Annotated in this window: 4 protein-coding genes; all 4 read right to left on the minus strand. The window is 66.7% G+C overall.

The window, feature by feature from the left end:
- Positions 1-192 (minus strand): HNH endonuclease signature motif containing protein (locus tag CK240_RS19050; RefSeq protein ID WP_240517556.1); only part of this gene is annotated, 192 nt, incomplete at its 3' end.
- Between the two features lie 226 nt (positions 193-418).
- Entirely contained in the window at positions 419-796 is a 378-nt protein-coding gene (locus tag CK240_RS17255; RefSeq protein ID WP_095641508.1) for a DUF6362 family protein, read from the minus strand.
- Positions 789-1013, minus strand: a complete 225-nt coding sequence (locus CK240_RS17260; protein ID WP_338048981.1) for a hypothetical protein — start codon at positions 1011-1013, stop codon at positions 789-791. The genes CK240_RS17255 and CK240_RS17260 overlap by 8 nt, the downstream gene beginning before the upstream one ends.
- Positions 1014-1364: 351 nt before the next feature.
- Positions 1365-2824, minus strand: a 1460-nt coding sequence (locus tag CK240_RS17265) for an AAA family ATPase (protein ID WP_135058897.1), incomplete at its 5' end; no start/stop codon positions are given.

Here is a 2824-nt window from a genome sequence, read left to right on the forward strand (position 1 = left end):
CGCACAGAGCGGCTGCCATCCGTCCTGGTCCCAGAACCGCTCGGGGTCGCCCCGATGCGGGACGACATGGTCCACGGTGTTGGCCGGGGTCAGTCGGTCTCGGCGCTGGCACTCGGCGCAGAGCGGGTGGCGGGCCAGAAACAGCCGCCGTTCCGCGAGCCACCGGGCCGAGCGATAGAGCGCACGGATCACCGGATCACGTCGGCGGTCAGTGTCGCGGTCACGTTCGCGCTTGTCGCGCCGCCCCACAGGGCGATGGATGGGCGGACGCTGCGGCATGAACGCCTCGCGCGAAGAACAAAACGGGTTGGAAAAGACCGGGGGCGCTCCTGGCGCTCGTCTCCCGATCATATGCTCTGCATAGCACGGATCTGTTGCACGTGTCGAACACGAATGTGTTGCAACACTTTGGACTCGCTCACGCATTCAGCCGCGCCGCGATCTTCGTCAGCGCCAGCTGCCAGCGCCGCCACGCCGTGGTCCGGTCGCAACCCAGCTCGCCGGAGATGACCTTCCATGGCACCCGCGCCGCCCGCGACCAGATCAGCTTGCGTTCGGCCTCGTTGATCCAGAGTGCCCAGTCGAAGGTGCGTTCAAGCGCCGAGATCGCCTGCGCCGAGGGCACCACCCGCATCGGCTCCGGCTCCATCGCCGCGATCTCGCGGGCGCTGCGCAGGATCTGCGGCCAGTGGCTGCCGTGACCGCGCGGGGCAGCGGAGGGGAGCCTGCGCAAGGTGCGGAACGCCTCGGCGAAGTGATCGGCGACATCGTCGGCAGTCCAGTTGCGCTCAACCATCGCCGCGCCCTCCCTCACTAGCGCAGGGGCCGTAGAGCTTGCGTCCCAGTTGCGCGATCATCTCGCGCTCCGGCCAGGTCAGCCGCGGGTCGTCCACGCTGACCGCCAGCAGACCCATCTCCTGCCAGCCATCACGCTTGACCTCATCGGGGCTGCGCCGCGTGCCGCCGTAGCCGGGGGGCGTGTAACGCATCGTCGTCAGTTTCATTCGGGCCATCGTCATCTCCTGTCGTTCTGGCCGCAGTGGTCGGGGGAGGCGGAGACGAAAGAGAACGGCGGACCGCGGGCACGGACGTCACGGATGGGGGGCTCGGCCCCGAGGCCGGCCCTCCCATACGTAGTATGGGGGGTCCCGTTGTTCGTCCTCCAAAGCAAGTAAGTCTCTGTAGTAAAACGGGAAAAGAGGACGAACAGAGGTCGAACAAGAGGACGAACATGTTCGTCCTCGTCCTGCCCTAATACATTGATTTTGCAGGATTGAGGACGAACAACGGGGGAGGACGAACATGTTTGTCCTGAGGTCGAACAAGAAATCCGGGAGGACGAACAACCGCGGTCGAGGACGATTTCACGCATGGTCGTCCTCCGGATCGGGCCAGTCGCAGGGGTCATCCAGCTCCATGCAGAGGCCGTTGGCGGGCGACTTGTAGTGGCTGGCAACGACCGGTTTGCCGGTCGACAGCACCTCGCCGGTCTCCGGATCGACCTGCGCCTCGCGGCCGAACACCATGCCGTGGACGCAGAGATATCCGAACCGCGAGCGGACGACCTCGTGGGCGAATTCGGTGCCATCGCGCAGGAAGCGGATATAGCCCTTGGTGCTCAGCACATTGATGCGGTCACGGATGGTCGACTGGCTCCCAAGGCCGAACTGGTTCTCGAATGCCTCGCGGAACTGCGTCGAGGTATAGAGCCGCCCCTCGGCGGCCTCGGCGAGCAGGATCGAGAGGATGACGTCGCGCTTGCGATCACGCTCGGCGTCGTGCCGCGCACCCATTTCCTGGCCGACCAGGCGCTCGAAGCGGTTGTCGATCTCCACCCACGTCCCCCCGATCTTGTCGACCAGCTTCGGCTCGAGCGCCGGGCCGTTGCGCAGTTCGATCTCGAGGCGGCGGGCGGTGCTGTCGTCGTCGGGACGGTGCAGGATCAGGCCCGTGGTGTAGTAACCCCGGAGAGCACTGGCACCGGAGAGAGCCAGGAATGGGTCGTCCTTCACCTGCTGCTTCGAAAGCTTCTTCGTGTGGTGGACGAGGATGACGCCGGCATCGGGGTTGACCGCCGCCTGCAGCGCTTCGACGCGTTCCTTGAGGAAGAACATCATCGCGCTGTTGTCGTTCTCGCCGGCGCTGCTGCCGTTCGGCCCCGTCGGCCCGCCGTCGAAGACGTTCCGGATCGGATCGATGCAGATGATATCGGGCGGGCTCTCGGGAAAGGCGCTCCGGATCGCCTCCAGCACGCGGGTGACGCCACCTTGGTCGAGCAGCAGCTTCAGCCGCGGGGTGGCCACAAAGCCGTCACGGGCGGCAACAAGGACTGCGGATGGCAGGCCGATCTGGTGGAGGCGCTCGCGCAGGTAGTGATACTGCAGCTCGGCCTGCAGATAGAACACCCGCAGCGGCCGCGGCGGCGTGAAGCCGAGGAACGGCACGCCGGCAGCCATGTGGACGAGCCAGGAGATCAGGAAGTCGCTCTTGCCGACCTTGGGCGCGCCGCCGAGGACGAGCAGCCCGCCCGGGGTGAGCACGCGTGGGGCGATGATGTCGTCGGGCAGCGCGCTGCGGTCATCGAGCAGCTGGCCGAGGCTGAAGCAGTCCAGCGGGCCTGTCGGCGCCTCCTGCCGCGGCGGCTGCGCAGGTCCGTTGCGCTCGAGATGTCGCTGCCAGAGCCGCCGGGTCTCGGCCTTGAGGCGATCCTCGGACCAACTAGGCCGCAACATGGCGGCGTTGTAGCCGCAGATCGCCTCCCAGGCCTCGTCGAGGCTGAGCCGGCCTTCGTGGGCTTGGCGGAGGTAATAGCCGATCGCGGCGC

This window comes from Paracoccus salipaludis (assembly GCF_002287065.1).
Taxonomy (GTDB): domain Bacteria; phylum Pseudomonadota; class Alphaproteobacteria; order Rhodobacterales; family Rhodobacteraceae; genus Paracoccus; species Paracoccus salipaludis.